General features: G+C 54.8%; 20 protein-coding genes and 1 tRNA gene. 11 read left to right on the top strand and 10 right to left on the bottom strand.

Annotation, left to right across the window (positions count from 1 at the left end; genetic code table 11):
* Positions 1-104 precede the first annotated feature (104 nt).
* Positions 105-653 (top strand): helix-turn-helix domain-containing protein, encoded by a 549-nt coding sequence (locus Q4544_RS05170; protein WP_303504416.1) that lies wholly within the window; start codon positions 105-107, stop codon positions 651-653.
* Positions 654-799: 146 nt separating this feature from the next.
* Here the strand turns inward: Q4544_RS05170 and Q4544_RS05165 are convergent, their stop codons facing one another.
* The 5 genes from Q4544_RS05165 to Q4544_RS05145 form a co-directional block, all read right to left on the bottom strand.
* Positions 800-1,309 carry a CarD family transcriptional regulator gene (locus tag Q4544_RS05165; RefSeq protein WP_303504415.1) on the bottom strand — a complete coding sequence of 170 codons (510 nt, stop codon included), beginning with the start codon at positions 1,307-1,309 and terminating at the stop codon, positions 800-802.
* Positions 1,310-1,577: 268 nt separating this feature from the next.
* Positions 1,578-1,916 carry a ferredoxin FdxA gene (fdxA, locus tag Q4544_RS05160; protein WP_303504414.1) on the bottom strand — a complete coding sequence of 113 codons (339 nt, stop codon included), beginning with the start codon at positions 1,914-1,916 and terminating at the stop codon, positions 1,578-1,580.
* A 50-nt stretch (positions 1,917-1,966) separates the two neighbouring features.
* Positions 1,967-2,344 (bottom strand): RNA-binding S4 domain-containing protein, encoded by a 378-nt coding sequence (locus Q4544_RS05155; RefSeq protein ID WP_303504413.1) that lies wholly within the window; start codon positions 2,342-2,344, stop codon positions 1,967-1,969.
* Between the two features lie 67 nt (positions 2,345-2,411).
* Positions 2,412-5,183 (bottom strand): helicase-related protein, encoded by a 2,772-nt coding sequence (locus Q4544_RS05150; RefSeq protein WP_303504412.1) that lies wholly within the window; start codon positions 5,181-5,183, stop codon positions 2,412-2,414.
* A gap of 15 nt (positions 5,184-5,198) precedes the next feature.
* Positions 5,199-5,759: a tetratricopeptide repeat protein gene (locus Q4544_RS05145; RefSeq protein WP_303504411.1), complete on the bottom strand. Its 561-nt coding sequence runs from the start codon at positions 5,757-5,759 to the stop codon at positions 5,199-5,201.
* Between the two features lie 72 nt (positions 5,760-5,831).
* Here Q4544_RS05145 and Q4544_RS05140 point away from each other — a divergent pair, with 72 nt between their 5' ends.
* The 5 genes from Q4544_RS05140 to Q4544_RS05120 all read left to right on the top strand — a co-directional run bounded on the left by Q4544_RS05140 (position 5,832) and on the right by Q4544_RS05120 (position 10,515).
* Entirely contained in the window at positions 5,832-6,122 is a 291-nt protein-coding gene (locus Q4544_RS05140) for an SCP2 sterol-binding domain-containing protein (RefSeq protein WP_303504410.1), read from the top strand.
* Positions 6,122-7,060 carry an alpha/beta hydrolase gene (locus tag Q4544_RS05135; protein ID WP_303504409.1) on the top strand — a complete coding sequence of 313 codons (939 nt, stop codon included), beginning with the start codon at positions 6,122-6,124 and terminating at the stop codon, positions 7,058-7,060. Before Q4544_RS05140 ends, Q4544_RS05135 begins: the two co-directional genes overlap by 1 nt.
* 195 nt (positions 7,061-7,255) lie before the next feature.
* Positions 7,256-7,858, top strand: a complete 603-nt coding sequence (locus Q4544_RS05130; protein WP_303504408.1) for a hypothetical protein — start codon at positions 7,256-7,258, stop codon at positions 7,856-7,858.
* A gap of 154 nt (positions 7,859-8,012) precedes the next feature.
* On the top strand, positions 8,013-9,833 hold the full coding sequence (locus tag Q4544_RS05125) for a M3 family oligoendopeptidase (protein WP_303504407.1): 1,821 nt from the start codon (positions 8,013-8,015) through the stop codon (positions 9,831-9,833).
* Positions 9,834-9,921: 88 nt separating this feature from the next.
* A complete protein-coding gene (locus Q4544_RS05120; protein ID WP_303504406.1) occupies positions 9,922-10,515 on the top strand; it encodes an MAPEG family protein in 594 nt (197 codons plus the stop codon).
* Between the two features lie 155 nt (positions 10,516-10,670).
* Here the strand turns inward: Q4544_RS05120 and rpoH are convergent, their stop codons facing one another.
* Together rpoH and Q4544_RS05110 are read right to left on the bottom strand one after the other, a co-directional pair.
* Positions 10,671-11,567, bottom strand: a complete 897-nt coding sequence (rpoH, locus tag Q4544_RS05115; RefSeq protein ID WP_303504404.1) for an RNA polymerase sigma factor RpoH — start codon at positions 11,565-11,567, stop codon at positions 10,671-10,673.
* A 319-nt stretch (positions 11,568-11,886) separates the two neighbouring features.
* On the bottom strand, positions 11,887-12,924 hold the full coding sequence (locus tag Q4544_RS05110; protein ID WP_303504403.1) for an RluA family pseudouridine synthase: 1,038 nt from the start codon (positions 12,922-12,924) through the stop codon (positions 11,887-11,889).
* Between Q4544_RS05110 and Q4544_RS05105 the strand changes: the two genes are divergently transcribed.
* Positions 12,923-13,216 (top strand): DUF6476 family protein, encoded by a 294-nt coding sequence (locus tag Q4544_RS05105; protein ID WP_303504402.1) that lies wholly within the window; start codon positions 12,923-12,925, stop codon positions 13,214-13,216. The two genes, Q4544_RS05110 and Q4544_RS05105, sit on opposite strands and share 2 nt — an antisense overlap.
* A gap of 122 nt (positions 13,217-13,338) precedes the next feature.
* On the opposite strand, the gene Q4544_RS05100 is transcribed toward Q4544_RS05105, so the two are convergent.
* Together Q4544_RS05100 and Q4544_RS05095 are read right to left on the bottom strand one after the other, a co-directional pair.
* Positions 13,339-13,415, bottom strand: a tRNA-His gene (locus tag Q4544_RS05100).
* 62 nt (positions 13,416-13,477) lie between these two features.
* Positions 13,478-14,392, bottom strand: coding sequence for a helix-turn-helix domain-containing GNAT family N-acetyltransferase (locus tag Q4544_RS05095; RefSeq protein ID WP_303504401.1), 915 nt, complete (start codon positions 14,390-14,392; stop codon positions 13,478-13,480).
* 100 nt (positions 14,393-14,492) lie between these two features.
* Here Q4544_RS05095 and Q4544_RS05090 point away from each other — a divergent pair, with 100 nt between their 5' ends.
* A complete protein-coding gene (locus Q4544_RS05090; protein WP_303504400.1) occupies positions 14,493-14,681 on the top strand; it encodes a DUF6324 family protein in 189 nt (62 codons plus the stop codon).
* On the opposite strand, the gene Q4544_RS05085 is transcribed toward Q4544_RS05090, so the two are convergent.
* On the bottom strand, positions 14,682-15,134 hold the full coding sequence (locus Q4544_RS05085) for an MmcB family DNA repair protein (RefSeq protein WP_303504399.1): 453 nt from the start codon (positions 15,132-15,134) through the stop codon (positions 14,682-14,684).
* A gap of 114 nt (positions 15,135-15,248) precedes the next feature.
* Here Q4544_RS05085 and Q4544_RS05080 point away from each other — a divergent pair, with 114 nt between their 5' ends.
* The 3 genes from Q4544_RS05080 to Q4544_RS05070 all read left to right on the top strand — a co-directional run bounded on the left by Q4544_RS05080 (position 15,249) and on the right by Q4544_RS05070 (position 16,454).
* Entirely contained in the window at positions 15,249-15,608 is a 360-nt protein-coding gene (locus Q4544_RS05080; protein WP_303504398.1) for a helix-turn-helix transcriptional regulator, read from the top strand.
* Complete coding sequence (locus Q4544_RS05075) at positions 15,605-16,024, top strand: SRPBCC domain-containing protein (RefSeq protein WP_303504396.1); 420 nt, start codon at positions 15,605-15,607, stop codon at positions 16,022-16,024. The genes Q4544_RS05080 and Q4544_RS05075 overlap by 4 nt, the downstream gene beginning before the upstream one ends.
* Before the next feature lie 247 nt (positions 16,025-16,271).
* On the top strand, positions 16,272-16,454 hold the full coding sequence (locus tag Q4544_RS05070; protein WP_303504395.1) for a hypothetical protein: 183 nt from the start codon (positions 16,272-16,274) through the stop codon (positions 16,452-16,454).
* Positions 16,455-16,457: the final 3 nt, after the last annotated feature.

Genomic DNA, 16,457 nt, shown 5'->3' with positions numbered 1-16,457 from the left:
AATAAGAATCGAACGATTTAACGAACGTTATTCGACAAAATGAACAGCGTTGTAGCGTTTGTCAAATCAAACTATGTTCTCTGAAACGAACGAAAGAGACTGCCGTGACCCCAGCCGCCTTGATTGCACGCTCAATCCAACGTGAACGAAATCGTGCAGGCCTTAGCCTCACCGCATTGGCGCAACAGGCTGGGTTGGCAAAATCGACACTGTCCCAACTTGAGTCTGGCCAAGGCAATCCCAGTATCGAAACCCTATGGGCCATCGCGAATGTCTTGGGTGTGCCGTTTAGCTACCTTTTTGAAATCCCAACCAATGACGTCAAATTGGTGCGCGCCGGAGATTCAGATGGGGTTGCATCAGATATGGCAGACTTCCAAACGACCCTATTGGACAAATGCCCGCCCAACCGAAATCGCGATCTCTACCGTGTGACCCTGTCCAAAGGCTCTGTGCGGCGGGCCGTGGCGCATCCCGCAGGCACGGTTGAACATTCCATGGTTGTTTCAGGACAGGTCCGCGTGGGTCCAACGGATTCCTTAGAAACACTCAATGCGGGTGACTATTATCGCTATCCCGCCGATGTAGAACATTCCTACGAAGCCCTCACCGACGAAGCTGTTCTCTATAATGTCATGGAAAGCAGCGCTTAAAACGCGACGCCCCCTCTTCATCTTTCCACAAATACTCCGGGGGAATGGCGAAACGGAGTTTCGTCAGGGGGGCAGCGCCCCCACCCTAAAACAGAAAAAGCCGCGTAGATTGCTCTACGCGGCCTTCTATCTGATGGTCGAACAGCTTACGCGGCGCGGGCTGTTAGGACGTCGTCCACTTGCTTGGCCGCCAAAACTTCGTCGCCACCGGCAACGGCAGCAACTTCGCGGGTCAGGCGCTCAAGTGCCGCTTCATAAAGCTGACGCTCGGAATAGCTTTGCTCGCGTTGATCATCGGTGCGGTGCAGGTCGCGGACCACTTCGGCAATTGCGATCAGATCGCCCGAGTTGATCTTTTGTTCATATTCCTGCGCACGGCGGGACCACATAGCCCGTTTGACTTTTGCCTTGCCTTTCAGGGTCTTCATCGCCTGATTGATCACGTCAGGGGAGCTCAGGCTCCGCATGCCGATCTCAGTGGCTTTGTGCGTTGGCACGCGCAGGGTCATTTTGTCTTTCTCAAATGAGATAACAAACAACTCAAGCTCGATGCCCGCGATTTCCTGTTCTTCGATGTTGACGATCTGGCCCACACCATGGGCTGGATAGACAACGTATTCGTTTGGACGGAATTCGGCTTTCTTCGATTTGCTCATGCAATCCTTCCTAACAAACCTCAGGAACGGCCCCTCGTGGGTCGGTCGCTTGGTTTGACTGGCGCAAAAAGCCATCCGTGGCTGTGGCAAATGCCGTGGCCGTCAGGATGGCGTCAGGTGGTCATATTCAATTGTTACAAAATCATAGCACAAAAACTGGCATATGAGAAGCACAACCGGGGGAAACGGCGTGTTTCCCCTGAAAGTTCAGTAACTTAGGGCCATTCTGCAGAGCAGAAATTGATGCCGCAGGTGCGAATCGGCTGATTTAGCCGCCTTCGCCTGGCGCTTCGGAGAAGTATTTCTCCATTTTGCCTTCTTCGCCATCGCGTTCTTCAGCGTCTGGCAGCGGGTCTTTCTTGGTGATGATCACTGGCCAAAGTTCCGCATATTTGCGGTTAAACTCTACCCATTTCTCCATCTCTGGCTCTGTGTCCGGACGGATCGCATCCGCTGGGCATTCAGGTTCGCAGACGCCGCAATCAATGCATTCGTCTGGGTGGATCACCAGCGTGTTTTCGCCTTCGTAGAAGCAATCTACGGGACAGACTTCAACACAATCTGTGTATTTGCATGCAATGCAGGCGTCAGTGACGACATAGGTCATGGGGCGTCTCGATATACTGTATATTTGACGTCTAGCTAAAGCCTTGTGGCCTAATCTTCAAGCGGCCTGTTTTTCATAAGGTCGAGATTGCGGCGATCGCGTTTGCTTGGACGACCTTTTCCTTCAAATTTAGGCGCACGCGGAACTTTTTCTTTCACTTCGGTCATATCAAAGTACAGCTGTTGCGCTTCGGGTGCTGGACCGCGCCGTTCACCCATGGCCTGGACCCGCACGACTCGCACGTCCTTGGCCTGTGGAAAGGTCAGCACGTCATCTGGACTTATCGAATAGCTGGGTTTGGCTATCTTAGATCCGTTCACCCGGACGTGCCCACCGCTGACAACCTTGGCCGCGAGGGTACGCGTTTTAAAGAATCGCGCATGCCACAGCCATTTGTCGATGCGCAGTTTTGGGGGTTGGTCGGTCACGTTGAAGCGGGCCTTTGGTCGTCACAAACAAAGAGGGCGTACAGTTTGATCTGCACGCCCCATTTGATCACTTGGTTTTCAAACCCATCAGAGCCGCCGCAAAGGGGTTGTCTGGGTCGATTGCCTTTTCTTTCTTCGGAGGACGTGCGCTGAATTTCTTCGCACCTTCGTTCCGAGGCTTGCCTTTGCCCTTTGGCTTACCGCGTGGTTTGCCTTCGCCTTGACCACCGTCACGACGACCGCCTTGCTGGCGTTGGCCACGGTTGTTCTGACGATTGGCACGTCCGCCCCAAGTAAAGGTGTAGAACACCTCTTTCTCGGCTTCAGCTTCTGCGGCGTCAGCAGCAGGTGCTTCGACTGGTGCAGACTCTTCGGCAGGTGCGGCTTCGGCGGCTGGTGTCTCGGCTTCAGCGGTGTCCGCTTTGGCCTCAGTTTCAGCAGGAGCCGCTGCGGCAACAGGCTTAACTTTGTCGCGTTCGCCTTTTTCTGCGTTGTAGCCAAGGCCACTCATCAGAGTTGCGAATTGCTCTAGCGTCATGCCGGTGATGGACAGCATGTCTGGGTTGGCTTCAAAACCACCCCGGCTGTCCTCAGAGCGCAGCATGTCAGCCAAGCGTTCCAACATGTCGATACGGATCGCCCGCTCGCCTGCGGCACGGTAGCCGGCCATGGCGTGATAGCCCTGTGGGGTTTGATCGCCCGCTGGGACAGTCACCAGACCCGGTGGAGGGGATTCTGGGAACACATCCAGGTTCTTATGCAAGGACCACAGCACCAAGCGCAGACGTGTCGGCGCAGGTTTCAGCAGAAGCGGCATAAAGATCGTGAACTGACCAAAGCGAATGCCGTGTTTGCGCAGCGCGCCACGAGCATCTTGATCCAGCTCTTTGACTTCGTCAGCCACATCGCCGCGAGGGATCACGCCCAGCGCTTCGACCATGCGGAAGGCAAAACCACGGGCCAAACCCGACAGTTCTTCGTCACGCGATAGGTTGAGCAGCGGCTCAAACAAAGCCGCAATTTTGCGGTCGATGAAATGCTGCAAACGACGCTCAACTTTCTGAGCAACATCTGGGCCAGCTTCGTCATCGACGAATACGGTCACTGATGGTTTCAATGGGTCTGCGCCGGCCACTAATTTGCCAACCGCATGTTCGCCCCACATCAGGCCGCCTTGTTCGGTGTAATCAATTTCTGTGTCGGGTGCGTTATAGAAACGGTCCGCACGCAGATGAAATTGCGGTGCAAGCGCGGCGAGACTCGCCTGACGCAACGTTTTGGCCTCGGCACCTTCGGCGCTTTTGTCGGCTTGAAAACGGAACCCATCCAAACGACCAACGAATTCACCTTCGATGGTCACTTCACCCTTATCATTCACTTCGGCCAAAAGGGCCTCCTTCTGTTTGAGCCGCCGCAACAGTACAGATGTACGGCGGTCCACAAATTTTTCCGTCAGCTTTGCATGCAATGCATCTGACAGGCGATCTTCTACAGCGCGAGTCTCTCCGCGCCAATGATTTTCGTCATCAATCCAACCATTTCGCTGCGAAACGTAGGTCCATGTGCGGATAAACGCCAACCTTTTGGACAATGCATCGATGTTTCCATCGGTTTTATCGATTCGTTTCACCTGCCGCGCGAACCAGTCGTTCGGGATAGCCCCTCTTTGATGTAGGTGATTAAAGATGCCTTCCAAGAGGTTGGCATGTTCATTGTGGCTGATGCCCCGGAAATCGGGGATGCGGCAGACATCCCACAACAAACGCACCGACTTTGTATCGCTGGCGCGGGCCATGATTTCTGCATCGCGCGACAGTGTTTTAAGGGCGCCAAGATCATCTGCCTCGCGCGCCTTCATTAGCAATTCGTCGCTTGGGCTTTCCTCAAGCGAGTAGATCAGCGCATCAACACTGCCAAACTTAAGCGCCGGATTGCGCCAGTTCAGCTTTTTCAGCGGCGTAAAGCGGTGATCCATGATCGCCTGTGCAACACCATCATCCATTGGGCGCGCTTCGCCCGTCACACCAAAGGTACCGTGGCTCATGCCCCGCCCTGCCCGGCCGGCAATCTGGGCCAGCTCGTTCGGCATTAAATCGCGCATGCGACGGCCATCGAACTTAGTCGTGCTGGAAAAGGCGACGTGGTCGATGTCTAGGTTCAGGCCCATACCGATCGCGTCTGTCGCAACCAGAAAGTCCACATCTCCGTTCTGATAGAGGTCAACCTGCGCATTCCGCGTGCGCGGGCTTAGGGCCCCCATGACAACAGCCGCACCGCCTTTTTGGCGTTTTAGCAGCTCTGCGATGGCATAGACGTTATCAACGGAAAAACCGACAATGGCAGACCGTGGTTGCATCCGGCTAATCTTGCGGCTGCCCGAATAGCTAAGGGTCGACATGCGTTCGCGGCGGTCAAACTGCACGCCAGGGACCAGCGCCGCGATGGTGCCGCGCATGGTGTCTGCGCCCATGAACATGGTTTCCAAATGGCCGCGTGATCGTAGCAATCTGTCGGTAAAGACATGGCCCCGTTCTGGGTCGGCGCATAGCTGGATTTCATCGACCGCGAGGAAGTCACAGCCCATGCCCTCTGGCATCGCCTCGACCGTGCACACCCAATACTGAGCGCGCGGAGGCACGATGCGTTCCTCACCAGTGACCAAGGCCACAGCATTGGGGCCACGCACAGCGACGATCTTGTCATAGACCTCGCGCGCCAAAAGGCGCAGCGGCAGGCCAATCACGCCTGTGCGGTGACCCAGCATCCGTTCGATAGCAAGGTGGGTTTTGCCGGTGTTCGTCGGCCCTAAGACCGCGGTGATCCGCGTCTGTCCAGACATATTCGCGCCTTTGCCTTAAAGCTTCCGGCCTTTGACAACCGGTTCGAGTCGTTCCAGAGCGTCTGTTACGGCGGGATGGTGGGGATGTATAGAGCGGACCAAACTGTACGCTTCGTAAGCTTCAACCGGCTTATCAATTGTTTCCAAAATCACACCAAGCCCATTGATTGCCTCAAAATGTTGCGGATTTAATGACAATGCTGTTTCCAGGTCAGCCAGTGCTGGTCCATAAAGCCCGACCTCTAAATAGGCACGCGCCCGTTCTACCCAGCCTTCGGCGAAGGTGGGCGCGTGATCCGTGAGGGCGCTGTAATGTTCTATCGCGGCGTCCAGATTACCTGCATCAAAGGCTTTACGCCCCCGTGACAACAGCAAATCCGCCGCAGCGGAGCCGGATTTGGACCATTCCAGTTGAATTTCATCCACCAGCTTTTCCGCAGCCGCCGGTTCAGCGGATTGCAATTCTGTCATCAGCTCTGCCAGACGATCTTGGGCGCTGCCCGGCGTGGCACCGCCGAAAAGCGAAACAAAGGCTGCCGCGACGACAGGTTTGAGAATATTTGCTAACGCGCCCATAACACTCTTGAATGTAACCTGCGCATCAGGATTTACTAGTCCGGCATTGCGCAATTCAAAGGATGTTTGCAAATGAGCGATATTGTTAACGCAGCGGTCGAAGCGCTGAGTGCGAAACTGGGTGATTCCACGCTGGATGGCTCTGCGAAGTTTGTGATCGAAGGCGAAGGCGCATTGATCATCGATGGCGACGGCGTGCGTGCCAGCGATGATGAAGCAGATGTGACCCTAACTGCGGATGCAGACACGTTCCAATCCATCCTAGAGGGCGACACCAACGCCACGGCTGCCTTTATGGGCGGCAAGCTGTCGGTTGATGGCGACATGGGCATGGCGATGAAACTTGGACAGATCCTGTCCTGATGACTCTAGAGCGCGCACCGTATTTCGCCGATATTCCTGGGGAAAAAGAGGCCACAGCCTATTGGTTGACCGCCTCTGATGGTGTGCGTCTGCGCGCGGCGGTTTGGCCGTGTGACGCGGCAAAGGGAACAGTCCTGCTGTTCCCCGGCCGCACCGAATATGTTGAGAAGTATGCGTTGAACGCAACGGAACTGGCTGCTGCCGGTTATGCAACGATTTCAATCGATTGGCGCGGACAAGGTCTGGCGGATCGACTGGTTCCGCACAAGATGGCAGGCCACGTGGATCGCTTTGACGACTACCAAAAAGATGTCGCCAGCCTAATGGACGCGGCAGAGGCATTGGACCTGCCCAAACCCTATTTTATGGTTGGCCATTCGATGGGCGGCTGCATTGGTTTGCGCGCCTTGGTGGAAGGGCTATCAGTCAAGGCCGCGGCCTTTACCGGCCCGATGTGGGGCATTGGTTTGTCGCCGCTTTTGCGCCCAGTTGCTTATGTTGTGGGCGGCATTGGTGTTGCCATTGGCGGCGGCCATTGGCTGGCACCGGGCACGTCATACGACACCTACGTTTTGGACTGCGCCTTCGAAGACAACATGCTAACCAAAGATCGCGATATGTACGCCCGCCTGCAAACACAGGCCCGCGCGCATCCAGAGGTCACATTAGGCGGCCCAACCCTGCGTTGGGTGACCCAAGCGCTGTATGAATGCCGCGATCTGGCCAAGCGCCCAGCGCCCAGCATGCCCTGCATCACATTTCTGGGAACAGACGAAAAAATCATCAGCGCCAGCGCCATTCAAAAGCGGATGGACAACTGGCCCAACGGTGATTTGCGGATGGTTCCAGCAGGCGAACACGAAGTCCTAATGGAAGGCGACACCACCCGCGGCCAAGTGACCGCCGATATGGTCGCCCTATTTGAGGATAATCTTTGAGGGTGGGGCATCCCGCCATTCACCGCACAATAGCCAGCATTCTCGTTCGTCATCGCATTCGGCAAACGACCGCGAACAGGCACCATGATTTCATTCCTGATTGCAGGGCCGGCTGAATTGATGCCAAAGTTCTTGCGGCACTCCCATCAGGGTTTGAGCTGCACTCACTGGCACTATTGCAGGATTTGAATAAACATGACCCGATTGATCCTAGCCTTCCTACTCTGGCCTTTACACCTCTATGCCGACGAGGTCCCGCCGCCGTTGCCTGCACTATATCAGGTTGCAAATGTGGCTGTTGGGGATGTGCTCAATATCCGCGAAAAGCCTGAGGCGACGTCTGAATTGATTGGATCCTTCGCTTATGATGCCTCCGACATCGAGGTCGTTGCTTTTAGCCTTCAGGGAAAATGGGCAATGGTGAATGACGCAGGGCGTGCTGGTTGGGTTTCCCTTCGGTTTCTCGAGCGTTTACCGGATGTTGTAGGCGTTTCAGGCTTGCCAAAGTCGTTACAATGCTTTGGCACCGAACCCTTTTGGTCCCTTGATTTCACCGAAGATGGCGTAAGAATTTCCCGCCCTGAAAACGAAGAGACCTACCCGCTCCAAAGCGTGTCGCCATCCCGCAAGAACATCAAAGTTCAGGAAACCGGCGTTCGTTTAACATGGCTCACTGAAAATACCCCAGTTCACGCCCATATCGTACCGGGGCGATGTTCGGATGGTATGAGTGACGCCGTATATGGGCTTCATTATTTTGATAATGGTGGCGTGGGTATTGGCTGTTGTAGCCTTTGAATGCGCGTCCGATTGCCGTTTCGTTTTGAAACGGACCGCATCGGGGGCCCCGGCCTGCACCCCCACTGACCAAATCCCGGCCTCCCCCCTTGCACCTTGCCCCCTGCTCTGCCTATCTGACACCTAACAAACGCATCAATCCCAAGAGGCCCCTATGCTGAACCTGCCCTTCCCTGTCCGCGACGCCAATAGTTCTAACGGCACCGAAGGCCTCGGCAATTTGCCAGAGTGGGATTTGTCTGATCTGTACACATCGCCCGACGCGCCAGAGCTGGACAAAGACCTTGATTGGCTCGAAGCGGAATGCGCTGCTTTTGCCAAAGATTACGAAGGCAAACTGGCCGATCTGAACGCGGCCGAACTGCTGACTTGCGTTGAGCGTAACGAAAAGATCAGCCAAGTGTCTGGTCGCATCATGTCCTATGCGGGCCTGCGCTATTATCAGGTCACCGTGGATGCCGAACGCGCGCAATTCATGTCCAACATGCAAGAGGCGCTGACCGATTTCTCGACCCCGCTGGTGTTCTTCACATTGGAATTGAACCGGATTGACGACGACAAGCTGGACGCGATGTTTGCGGAAAACGCGGATCTGGCCCGATATAAGCCTGTGTTTGACCGTATCCGCGCGATGAAGCCGCATCAGCTGTCGGACGAACTGGAAAAGTTCCTGCATGATCTGGGTGTTGTTGGCGATGCGTGGGAACGTTTGTTTGACGAAACCATCGCGGGCCTAGAGTTTGAGATGGAGGGCGAGACGCTCAACATCGAAGCAACGCTGAACTATTTCACCGAACAAGACCGCAGCAAACGCGAAGCCGCAGCCCGCGAAGTGGCGCGTGTCTTGGGCGCTAATATCAAAACCTTTGCACGGGTTCATAACACCCAAGCCAAGGAAAAAGAGGTGCTGGATCGCTGGCGCAACATGCCAACCGCACAGCATGGCCGTCACCTGTCCAACCATGTGGAACCAGAGGTTGTCGAAGCCCTGCGCAACGCGGTGGTCAACGCATATCCAAAGCTAAGCCACCGGTATTACGAGTTAAAACGCAAATGGCTTGGCCTAGATGTGATGCAGGTCTGGGACCGCAACGCGCCGCTTCCAATGGAAGACACCCGCACCGTTGATTGGGACTCCGCTGAATCCATCGTGATGGAGGCGTACAATGCCTTTGATCCGCGCATGGGCGAAATTGCAAAGCCGTTCTTCACAGATGGCTGGATTGATGCCGCCGTCAAACCCGGCAAAGCCCCTGGTGCATTTGCCCACCCAACGGTCACCAACGTACACCCCTATGTGATGCTGAATTATCTTGGCAAACCACGGGATGTGATGACACTGGCGCATGAATTGGGCCACGGCGTTCACCAAGTGCTGGCCGCAGATCAGGGCGAGATGCTGTCCTCTACGCCCCTGACCTTGGCCGAAACCGCCTCTGTCTTTGGCGAAATGCTGACCTTCCGCAAAATGCTGGAAAAAGCAGAAACCAAAGAACAGCGCAAAATTCTATTGGCTGGCAAAGTCGAGGACATGATCAACACGGTTGTCCGCCAGATCGCGTTCTACGATTTTGAATGCAAACTGCACGACGCCCGCCGCGATGGTGAAATCACACCCGAAGGCATCAATGCGCTGTGGATGTCGGTTCAGGCAGAATCTCTCGGCCCTGCGTTTGAGTTCATGGATGGCTACGACACCTTCTGGGCCTATATCCCACACTTTGTACACAGCCCGTTCTACGTCTACGCCTATGCCTTCGGCGATGGTCTGGTGAACGCGCTCTATGCGGTCTATGCCGAGGGCGGCGAAAACTTCGAAGAGAAGTATTTCGACATGCTCAAAGCAGGCGGTTCCAAACATCACAAAGACCTACTGGCGCCCTTCGGCCTTGATGCAAGTGATCCGAAATTCTGGGACAAAGGCCTGTCGATGATCTCTGACATGATCGACGAACTCGAGGCGATGGAAGACTAAGCCCCTTTAAATCAGGCCCCACAACATACACTTTAATCTCACGGGTTCAGGCAAACTGGGCCCGTGATTTTGTAAGGAAGGGGCACTAATGGACATCACACAGTCCGATTCAGCAATAGCAACGACACCAGACAAAAAGCGCAAATTCACGCTCATGATAATCGGTTACCCGATTGTGCTCACAGCAATCGCTTTGGCAATGAACGTTACTATTTTTGGCATTGCGCCCCTAACGCCCTCGCTCCCAGACAAATCTACCTTGGCAGCCCTTGGCCTGGCGGCGATCCTCTTGGTGATCAATCACAGCTGGCACATGACCAGCACCGAACTCACCCGCCTTGAACACAGCCTGTATGCCACTCCAGAAGAATGGCGCGCGGCAAAGCGAGACCCCAAAGACGCTTCAGCTCTCGCCCAACAAGAGCTGGCCCGCAATCACAACGCCCACCGCAACGCGACTGAAAACACAGTGATTTTTGCCTGCCTTGCGTTTGTTTTCGCTTTTGCCACCCCTACCCTTTGGGCTGCAACGGTCTGGCCGCTGGCCTTCGCCATCGGACGGCTTGGTCATAGCTTTGGCTATCTGCGCGGCAATGACACCATTCGCCCGATCTTCATGAGCATCAGCCTATTGGGTCTTTACGGCATGGCCAGCTACATCGCGATCAGCCTGATCCTGTAACCCACTCCATACTTTTTCTTGACCCAAATACCTTGGGGGAATTGGGCCATAGGCCCAAGGGGGGCAAAGCCCCCGCCCCTTACTCAAAACATAGAAAAGGCCCCGCGCGCGGAACACGGGACCTTTTCACAAGGTAGCCTTGGGGGAGGCTAATGTCAGGCTTGCGCCATCATGCCTTTTTCGCTGGCCAAGGTGCGCATACGCAGTTGCAGCTTTTCAAAAGCACGCACTTCGATCTGGCGAATACGCTCGCGGCTCACGTCATATTGGTTGCTTAGCTCTTCCAGGGTGATCGCTTTGTCCTGCAAACGACGTTGCACCAGAATGTCTTTTTCACGATCATTCAGCACGTCCATTGCTTCGGCCAACAACTCACGACGCGCTTCCAGTTCATCACGTTTTTCGTAGTCGCCCGCCTGATCTGCGCTTTCGTCTTCAAGCCAGTCCTGCCATTGCATGGTGCCTTCGCCTTCGGACCCTACGGTCGCGTTCAACGAGGCATCGCCACCCGACAAGCGGCGGTTCATGCTGATCACTTCGTCTTCGGTCACACCCAAATCATGGGCGATACGCTGCACGTTCTCTGGGCGCAGATCACCCTCTTCCAAGGCACCGATGCGTGCTTTGGCTTTGCGCAGGTTAAAGAACAGCTTCTTTTGCGCCGAGGTCGTGCCAAGTTTCACCATCGACCAGCTACGCAGGACGTATTCCTGAATAGAGGCGCGGATCCACCACATCGCATAGGTCGCCAGACGGAAGCCTTTTTCAGGATCAAACCGTTTCACGGCCTGCATCAGGCCCACGTTGGCTTCGGAAATCACTTCGGCCTGTGGCAATCCATAACCGCGATAACCCATCGCAATCTTAGCCGCCAAACGCAGGTGAGATGTCACCATGCGGTGTGCCGCTTCGGTGTCTTCTTTTTCTGCCCAGGCTTTGCCCAGCATGTATTCTTCTTCCGGTTCCAACAGTGGGAACTTACGGATTTCTTGCATGTAGCGGTTCAGACCGCCTTCCGGCGTTGGGGCCGGCAAATTCTTGTAGTTGCTCATATTCTGTCCCCTTAATGTTTAAAGGCTTAACATCCAGATAGGTGAGCGATAACGGGCTTTCAAGCGGGCTAGCTCAGATTTCTTTCAGTATGATGAACGCAAGGATTGAAACAAACCAGTCACAGACCCGTGCGCTCTCGGCGTTGTGCAGAATGTGACAGAGTTCTGATGTGCGCGAAACAGTAACTTCTATGCAAATCTGCATAGGTGTTACGCAATTTTCAACAGTAAATTTTCGTGATACGCCTGTGAAATACAGATAAATCCATCATAACCGCTTGTAAATAAATGATTATATTGACAAGTCAAACTGAACTGACTAGTTCAGTTTTTGCTGCCGCAATGCCTCAATCAACGCCGCCATGTCATCAGGAATCGGCGCTTCAAAGCGCATGTCTTCTTTTGTGACTGGATGCACAAAGCCCAAAACCGCCGCATGAAGCGCCTGACGGTCGAAGTTTTTCGCCGCAACCACACCCGCCGGTGTCAGGGCTTTTTCCGATAACTTACGTCGTCCACCATAGGTTGGGTCGCCAATCAGGCTATGACCCGCATGAGTCATATGCACCCGGATTTGATGCGTGCGGCCGGTTTCCAGCCAGCATTCCACCAAAGACACCACCGATGGCGCACCAAAGGTTTCAACGATCCGGCACCGCGTTACTGCGTGACGGCCACCTTCAAACAACACCGCCTGACGTTGGCGATCTGTCTTATGCCGCGCCAATTGCGTGGTGATCCGCATGATGTTGCCGCTTTCAAAGCTAACGCCGCGCACGCCCCGCAACCGCGGATCATGGGCATCCGGTTCGCCATAAACAACCGCATTATAATAGCGCTCCACCGTGTGCTTTTCGAACTGCGCCGCCAAGCCGTGGTGCGCACGGTCTGATTTGGCCACAACCAACAGACCCGATGTATCTTTGTCGATCCGGTGCACAATCCCCGGACGCTTAGAGCCACCCACCCCAGACAGGGTATCCCCGCAATGATGCAACAGCGCATTCACCAAGGTACCATTCGGCGTACCCGGTGCCGGATGCACCACCATGCCTGTCGGCTTATTGATGACGATCAAGTCGTCATCTTCGTAAATGACCTCTAACGGAATATCTTCGGGGCCAATGTGGCTTTCATCCGCGACAGGCACCAGAATTTCCACCTCTGCGCCCTCGGCCACCTTGGCTTTCGGGTCACGTACTTCGACACCATTGATCAAAACGCAGCCCTCTTGCAGCAAACGCGCCAGGCGTGTGCGAGACAGCGCCGCTTCTACTGGTACATTCAGGGCCAAAGCCTTATCAAGACGCGCAGGCGGGTTATCCGCAATCTGAAATGTAACGCGAGCAGTTGTCATGCAAGACACTCCTGAACCAGTTGAACCGGCAAATCTTAGGTTTCTGCGCCGCTTAATCACGGTGCTGATGATTGTGATGATTGGCGGGCTTGTAGTCGTGGTTGGCCTGCTTGTCACCCGTTTCTATGGATCAGGCCCAGATATGCCCACAAGCATCGATTTGCCCGACGGAACAACCGCCACTGCCTTTACCCGTGGCGACGATTGGTATGCCGTGGTGACCGCCGATAATCAGATTCTGATCTTTGATGCGTTGACTGGCCAGATCAAGAAAACCATCGCAATCGATTAACCGCGCGGAGGGGCGCTGCCCCTCGCCGTGAAACCTTTGGTTTCAAAGCTCACCCCGAGGTATTTGGATCAAGAAAAGCCCAATAAGGGCGTCATTGTAGTCATACATATTAAGGGGAAGAGTGGTACCACCTCCCCGGCTCGAACGGGGGACCTCCTGATCCACAATCAGGCGCTCTAACCTACTGAGCTAAGGCGGCACTGCAGGCGATTTACATTTCCAATTTACCGAATGCAAGAGAGCTTTGCGAGAAAAAGCGTCTTAGATCAGAGATTTTTCCCAGACCTGATCAACAACCTGTTTTCCAAACGCCTCTGCTGCCTCGGAGGAGACAAGCGAAAATCCGGCTTTCTTATATAGCGCTATGGCCGCCTGGTGGCTTTCGTGGGTCCATAGAACCATCTTTTTATAGTTGTTCGCCTTGGCGTGCTCTAGCGCCATTGCCAGCAAACGCTTGCCAAGCCCACGCCCACGCGCCACCGGCTCAAGCAGAACCAGCCGTAGCCGCATTGTGTCATCGTCATCGTGAACCACAAAAGTGCAGCCCAAACGCTGCCCACTTGTGTCAACGGCAATGAATGCGCGGTTTTGCGCATGTGGCACGTCCACATAGTCTGCAAGGATTCGGGCAACCAACGCCTCGAACCGCAAATCATATCCTTCGTCTTGCGCATAAAGGCGGCCATGGGCCTCTGTGATCCAGCCAAGATCGCCCGCTTGCAGTCCGCGCACCGTAATATCGCTATGCTCCGGCTTGGTCAGCAATCTCTGCACCTGAGACAGCGATGCAGATAATGCGTCCTGAGCTGGCTCTGACAAATGCGCCGTTAGATCGCGGGTCAATTCCCGAGAGGCCGCATCAAGCGGCGCATAAACCGCCTGCCCGACTTTGGTCATCGTTAACACTTTACGTCTGGCATCAGCGCCATCGGGTTGCCGGGAGACCCACCCCTGCTTGACGAATTTTGACAGGATGCGGCTCAGATAGCCCTCGTCCGTGCCAATCCGCAGCGCAATATCGCGTGCAGACGCGCCATTTTCACCGGTGATTGCAATTTCCTGCAGCACCCGCGCCTGTGTCAGCGTCAAACCAGAGCCAAGATAAGAGCTGTCCAGTAGGCCCAGCTTGACGGTGTAATCGCGATTAAACTGACGTATCTGAGTAATATAATCCATACAGCTGCTATGGTTGATATTACTTGACTGAGTCAAGTAATATTTCCTTGCCCCGGCAGGGCAATCAACGATATTGCACCCCTGAACCAAGGAGAGCGACATGGGTATCAACACCGAACGCGACGTCGAAGCGAACTTACAGATCGGTCCAACAGATCAGGGCTTTGTGCGCATTTTCATCGAAGCTGGCGGTATGGAGATTCCAATGGACTTCTCCCCAGACGAAGCCGAAGAGATCGCCGAAGAAATTCGCGCCGCTGCGCAAACTGCGGCACAAATGGCCAAGTAATCAGCTGTCGTCCGGCATCGGCGCAAGCTTAGGGTCGCGATACCTTTGCAAGCGCCGGGCGGCATCCATCGCAAATTTCTGGATGATTTTCTTACGCCGCGCAGGCGCAAGCTTGTCCTCAGGCCCCATCCGAATGATTTCCGCATCATAAGAATCAGCAATGATCAGCCCGGTTTCATCGGGCAATAATTCGGTCGGAAACTCGGTATCCACGGCCCAAAAATACCGATCACACCACTCAAGATAACCCTGCCACTTACTGTCAGATTGAAAATCGGCGCGGCTGGATTTGCATTCAATCACCCAGATCTCGCCCTTTGGCCCCAGCGCCATCACGTCAACCCGCTTACCCCGCTCTGGCACGAATTCCTCAACAGAAACAAAGCCGTGGCTGCGCAAATGGCGGCTCACGCCACGCGCCAAGAGTTGTCCGGGTTGCATATCTTGATCCATAGCTCAAACGTGAACAATTCATGAACAAAATTCAAGCCCTCATTTTCGACGCTTGACGTGATACCAAACAGTATCATAAAAAGGATACCAATCGGTATCATATCAGGATGCACCATGACCACACTAACCCTAAACGCCCCCCAGGCGGCCTTTCGCGCCCTCGCTGACCCAACCCGCCGCGAAATCCTCACCTTGCTCAAATCAAAGCCCATGACCATCGCCGAGGTCGCCCAAAACTTCGACATGACCCGCGCCGCCGTCAAAAAGCACCTGACCATCCTGACCGAAGGCGGCTTTATCCAAGTCACCGCCCAGGGACGCGAAAAGCTCAACGCCTTCCTCCCCGACGGCTTTGCCCCCATCACCGATTGGCTGACCTACTTTGATCTCTTCTGGGATGAAAAACTCACCACCCTCGCCGACGCCATCGAAGCCGACATCAATCGCACCTCCGACCCAAAGGACACAGCATGACCGACACAACCACGCTCACAAAATCCATCCTCCTGCGCGCCAACAAAGAACAGGTCTGGGAATACCTCACAGACCCCGACAAACTGGCGATCTGGTTTCACAAACCCACCAAATCCCTCGCCGCAGGCCAAACCTATGAAATGTACGGCACCGAAAGCGGCAAAAAACTGATGTGGGGCGAAACCACCGTGGCCGATCCCTTTGATCGCCTAGAAATGACCTTTTCCATCGCCCCGATGAATGGCGCCAGCAGCCATGTTGTCTGGACATTACAAGACGTTCCCGGCGGCACACGCCTCAACCTCACCCATTCCGGCCTGCCCGCGAACGAGGAAACCTTCGGCCTCGCCCTCGCGCTTGATAAAGGCTGGGAAGACCACATGGCCCGGATGCGCGCTGATATTCACGCCGACTAATCACCCAGGCCCCTTGCCCACACAAGCAACAGTGCATATGTGTGGGCTTGGCGGGTTCTGCCCTTCTCGTGATCCGGTAGCAATCCAGTGGCCTTAAGCAATTCCACGGGAGCTGGCTCTGTTTGGATCCTGGTCCACTTACCTGGCGCCCACCTGTACATACAGGTCCCCGGGATTGAGATTACCCCACGGCTGCGTTTGCGGGCCCGCCACTTTACCCTTGCATATCAGCACCTAAGACAGACTAATGGGCAAAACAATTTACAAAGAGCAGCCCAATGACCAAAGCAATTTTAGCCCTGATCGCCCTAACCACCCTCACAGCCTGCGGCGTTCCAATCATCCCGATCATCTGATTTTTCTTGATCCAAATACCTTCGCCGAAGGCATCAACCGCGCTCCATCCACATCACGAGCGCGCGGCGCGTGACAT

The organism is Cognatishimia sp. 1_MG-2023 (assembly GCF_030548175.1).
Taxonomy (GTDB): Bacteria; Pseudomonadota; Alphaproteobacteria; order Rhodobacterales; family Rhodobacteraceae; genus Cognatishimia.
Note: the sequence above shows the minus strand (reverse complement) of the source record. Positions and strands in the feature narration are given on the sequence as shown.

Coding starts and splice junctions, on each gene's coding strand:
- Q4544_RS05165 (WP_303504415.1), bottom strand. CDS start 1,309: ATGAGCAAATCGAAGAAAGCCGAATTCCGTCCAAACGAATACGTTGTC.
- fdxA (WP_303504414.1), bottom strand. CDS start 1,916: ATGACCTATGTCGTCACTGACGCCTGCATTGCATGCAAATACACAGAT.
- Q4544_RS05150 (WP_303504412.1), bottom strand. CDS start 5,183: ATGTCTGGACAGACGCGGATCACCGCGGTCTTAGGGCCGACGAACACC.
- Q4544_RS05145 (WP_303504411.1), bottom strand. CDS start 5,759: ATGGGCGCGTTAGCAAATATTCTCAAACCTGTCGTCGCGGCAGCCTTT.
- Q4544_RS05140 (WP_303504410.1), top strand. CDS start 5,832: ATGAGCGATATTGTTAACGCAGCGGTCGAAGCGCTGAGTGCGAAACTG.
- Q4544_RS05135 (WP_303504409.1), top strand. CDS start 6,122: ATGACTCTAGAGCGCGCACCGTATTTCGCCGATATTCCTGGGGAAAAA.
- Q4544_RS05130 (WP_303504408.1), top strand. CDS start 7,256: ATGACCCGATTGATCCTAGCCTTCCTACTCTGGCCTTTACACCTCTAT.
- Q4544_RS05125 (WP_303504407.1), top strand. CDS start 8,013: ATGCTGAACCTGCCCTTCCCTGTCCGCGACGCCAATAGTTCTAACGGC.
- Q4544_RS05120 (WP_303504406.1), top strand. CDS start 9,922: ATGGACATCACACAGTCCGATTCAGCAATAGCAACGACACCAGACAAA.
- rpoH (WP_303504404.1), bottom strand. CDS start 11,567: ATGAGCAACTACAAGAATTTGCCGGCCCCAACGCCGGAAGGCGGTCTG.
- Q4544_RS05105 (WP_303504402.1), top strand. CDS start 12,923: ATGCAAGACACTCCTGAACCAGTTGAACCGGCAAATCTTAGGTTTCTG.
- Q4544_RS05110 (WP_303504403.1), bottom strand. CDS start 12,924: ATGACAACTGCTCGCGTTACATTTCAGATTGCGGATAACCCGCCTGCG.
- Q4544_RS05095 (WP_303504401.1), bottom strand. CDS start 14,392: ATGGATTATATTACTCAGATACGTCAGTTTAATCGCGATTACACCGTC.
- Q4544_RS05090 (WP_303504400.1), top strand. CDS start 14,493: ATGGGTATCAACACCGAACGCGACGTCGAAGCGAACTTACAGATCGGT.
- Q4544_RS05085 (WP_303504399.1), bottom strand. CDS start 15,134: ATGGATCAAGATATGCAACCCGGACAACTCTTGGCGCGTGGCGTGAGC.
- Q4544_RS05080 (WP_303504398.1), top strand. CDS start 15,249: ATGACCACACTAACCCTAAACGCCCCCCAGGCGGCCTTTCGCGCCCTC.
- Q4544_RS05075 (WP_303504396.1), top strand. CDS start 15,605: ATGACCGACACAACCACGCTCACAAAATCCATCCTCCTGCGCGCCAAC.
- Q4544_RS05070 (WP_303504395.1), top strand. CDS start 16,272: ATGGGCAAAACAATTTACAAAGAGCAGCCCAATGACCAAAGCAATTTT.